Here is a 3332-nt window from a genome sequence, read left to right as displayed (position 1 = left end):
CCTCGCCGATCGCGATCTGCGCCGACGAATCGCTCCATACCCGCGCCGATCTCGACGCGCTGCGCGGCCGCTACACGCATGTGAACGTGAAGCTCGACAAGACCGGCGGCTTGACCGAGGCGCTGGCGCTGGCCGATGCAGCCGTGAACAGGGGGTTCGGGCTGATGGTGGGGTGCATGGTCTGTTCGTCGCTGGGCATTGCGCCCGCGCTGCTGCTGGCGGGCCGCGCGGCGTTCGTCGATCTCGACGGCCCGCTGTGGCTGTCGCACGACCGCGACGGCGGCGTCACCGATCGCGACGGCATCCTCCACCCGCCCGCCGCCGGTTTCTGGGGCGCGGCGGCATGACGCGATGACGCGCCGCTGGTTCGCGATCCCGCTGTGGCAGCGCGTCGTCGGCGGGCTGCTGGTCGGCATCCTGATCGGGACGCTGTGGCCGGAGGGCGCGGCCGCGATCAGGCTGGTCGGCGACCTGTTCGTCCGTCTCATCAAGATGCTGGTGGTGCCGGTCGTCCTCATCACCATCGCCGCCGGGATCGCGGGACTGGGCGATCCGCGCCGGCTGGGGCCGATCGGCGGGCGCACCGTCGGGCTGTTCGCGCTGACCACGCTGATCGCGGTGTCGATCGGCATGGCGACCGGGCTACTGCTGCGCCCCGGGGAGGGGATCGCGCTGGCCGGGGTCGCGCCGCACGTGCTGGGCACGCCCGTGACCCCCGCCGACCAATTGCTGTCGATCGTCCCCGCCAACATCGTCGAGGCGCTGGCGAAGGGCGACATGCTGGCGATCATCTTCGTCGCGGTGCTGCTCGGCATCGGCAGCGTCATGGCGGGCGAGGCGGGCAGGCCGGTCGTCGCTTTGCTCCAGGGGCTGGCCGCGGTGCTGCTGCATATCGTGCGGATCGTCATGGAGGTGACGCCGTTCGGCGTCGCCGCGCTGATCGCCAATGCGGTGGCGACCGGCGGCACCGCGGTGTTCGTCCATGTCGGCTGGCTGGCGCTGGGCGTCGTCCTCGCCTCGCTGTTCCAGATGCTGGTCGTCCACGCCGGTCTGCTCGCCTTCGTTGCGCGCGTGCCGGTGTCGCGCTTCTTCCGCGGGATCGTCGATGCGCTGGCGGTCGCCTTCTCCACCGCGTCGTCGTCGGCGACGCTGCCGGTCGCGCTGCGCGTGGCGCAGGACAACCTCGGCATCGCGCGCCCGATCGCCTCCACCGTCCTGCCGCTGGGCGCGTCGATCGGGAAGGACGGGACCGCGATGTACGTCGGGCTGCTCGGCCAGTTCGCGCTCCAGGCGCTCGGCATCGTCCCCGATGCTGGGATGCTGGCGATCATGCTGGCGACCGGCGCGCTCGCCGCGTTCGGGACCGCGCCCGTCCCGTCCGCCTCGCTGTTCATGCTCGCCGCGATGCTCTCCGCGGTGGGGGTGTCGCCCGAACAGACCGCGCTGGTCGTCGGCCTGGTCCTGCCGTTCGACCGGCTGCTCGACATGACCCGCACCGTCCCGTCGGCGTCGGCGAACCTGACGGTGGCGACGCTGGTGGCGCGCGGCGAAGGCGCGCTGGACGATGCGCGGCTGCGCGGGCGCGTGGCGGCGTGACGCCGATGGCGCTACACCTCGCGCCATGAACCTGCGCCATATCGAAATCTTCCACGCCGTCTACGTCAACGGCTCGGTCAGCGCCGCGGCGCGCGCGCTCAACGTCTCGCAACCCTCGGTGTCGAAGACGCTGCGCCATGCCGAGAGCCTCCTGGGGTTCGAGCTGTTCCAGCGCACCAACGGCCGCCTCGTCCCCACCGAGGATGCGCATGCGCTGTTTTCCGGCGTGGCGGAGATTCAGGACCGCGTGCGCGCGCTGCGCGAGGCGGGACGCAACCTGCGCGCCGGCGCGGGCGCGACGCTGCGCATCTCGGCGCTGCCCAGCCTGGCGCTGGGCGTCATCCCCGCGGCGGTCGCACGCTTCCTGAAGCAGCGCCCCGACGTCCGCTTCGACCTGCAGACCGTCCACCACGACGACCTGTTGCGCAAACTATACGAGCGCGAGGCCGATATCGCGATCGCCAACGAGGTGCCGCGCGGCGCCCCCCTCGGCCAGAGCTGGCTGGGCGAGGGCGAACTGGTCGTCCTCTACCGCGAACAGGATATTCCCGACGCGCCCGCCCGGCTGGAACTGGCGCAGATCACCGGCCACCCGTTCATCACGCTCGCCGCCTCCGGCCCGATCGGGCGGCTGTTCACCGACGAGCTGGAGCGGCTCGGGGTCGAATTCGACGAGGTCGCCTCGGCGCGCACCTTCTACATCGCCGCCGCGCTGGTGCGGGCGGGCGTCGGGTTGACGATCGTCGACAATTTTACCGCCGACGCGACGCGCGGCGACGGGCTGGCGGTACGCTCGCTCAAGCCCCCGCTGACCTTCGACGTCCACGCCATCCACTTGCTCGACCGTCCACCCAGTGCGCTCGCCGCCGAATTCCTGTCGGTGCTGGGCGACGTCATCGAAGGCCGCTGAATGCGCTATCCACTTGCGATCCTGCTGCTCCTCGCCGCGCCCGCCGCGTCCGCCGAACCCGTCGAACAGGCGCTCGCCACCGCGCCGGCCGGCACGCGCATCGGGCTGCTGGTGGTGGACGAGGACGGGCGCGAGGTGGTGGCGATCCGCGCCGACGAACGCTTCGTCCCGGCCTCCAATACCAAGCTGTTCACCACCGCCGCCGCCTTCGCCAATCTCGATACCGCCGCGCCCGATGCCGCGGGCGGCGCCAGCGTCCGGCTCGACGGGGGCGACGTGATCCTGTCGGGGCATGGCGACGCCCGGCTGTCGGCGGCGGCGGACTGTACCGCGGACTGCCTGTCCGAACTGGCGCGCGCGGTGGCTGCGCGGACGCGCACGGTGCGCGACGTGATCGGCGACGACACCTTCCTGCCCGACGAGCGCTGGCCGGCGGGGATGAGCTGGAACAACATGGCCGGGCGCTACGGCACCGCCATCTCCGCGCTGACGATCGACGACAATGTCGTCACGCTCACCGTCACGCCGGGCGCGGCGGGGGCGCCCGCGGCGGTGGCGGGCGACGGTTATTTCCGCATCGACAACCGCATCCTGACCGCCCCGGCCGGCACTCCCGCCGATCTGGGCTTCGCGCGCGAGCCGGGCAGCGACCTGTTGCGGCTGACCGGGACGATACCGGCGGGCGGCGCGGCGCAGACCGTCACCGTGGGGCTGGACGATCCCGCGCACCGCGCCGCCTGGCTGCTGGCGCGGCAATTGCGCGACGCCGGGGTGCGCGTCACCGGGCGCATCGCGGTGCGCCACCGCGCGATCACCCCCGCCGACG

At 72.4% G+C, this 3332-nt stretch carries 4 protein-coding genes; all 4 read left to right on the top strand.

Features of this window, described 5'->3' with window-relative positions:
• The coding region (locus tag AX685_RS15170; protein WP_331710179.1) for an enolase C-terminal domain-like protein at positions 1–347 on the top strand (347 nt) is incomplete at its 5' end.
• Positions 348–351: 4 nt separating this feature from the next.
• A complete protein-coding gene (locus AX685_RS15165) occupies positions 352–1596 on the top strand; it encodes a dicarboxylate/amino acid:cation symporter (RefSeq protein WP_066490137.1) in 1245 nt (414 codons plus the stop codon).
• A 25-nt stretch (positions 1597–1621) separates the two neighbouring features.
• Complete coding sequence (locus AX685_RS15160; RefSeq protein WP_066490135.1) at positions 1622–2506, top strand: LysR family transcriptional regulator; 885 nt, start codon at positions 1622–1624, stop codon at positions 2504–2506.
• Positions 2507–3332 (top strand): D-alanyl-D-alanine carboxypeptidase (locus AX685_RS15155; RefSeq protein WP_197418642.1); only part of this gene is annotated, 826 nt, incomplete at its 3' end. It abuts the gene before it with no gap.

Source organism: Sphingomonas sp. CCH9-F2 (assembly GCF_001556735.1).
GTDB classification, from domain to species: Bacteria; Pseudomonadota; Alphaproteobacteria; order Sphingomonadales; family Sphingomonadaceae; genus Sphingomonas; species Sphingomonas ginsenosidimutans.
The sequence above is the reverse complement of the archived record's forward strand: the minus strand, read 5'-3'. Positions and strand labels throughout refer to the sequence as shown.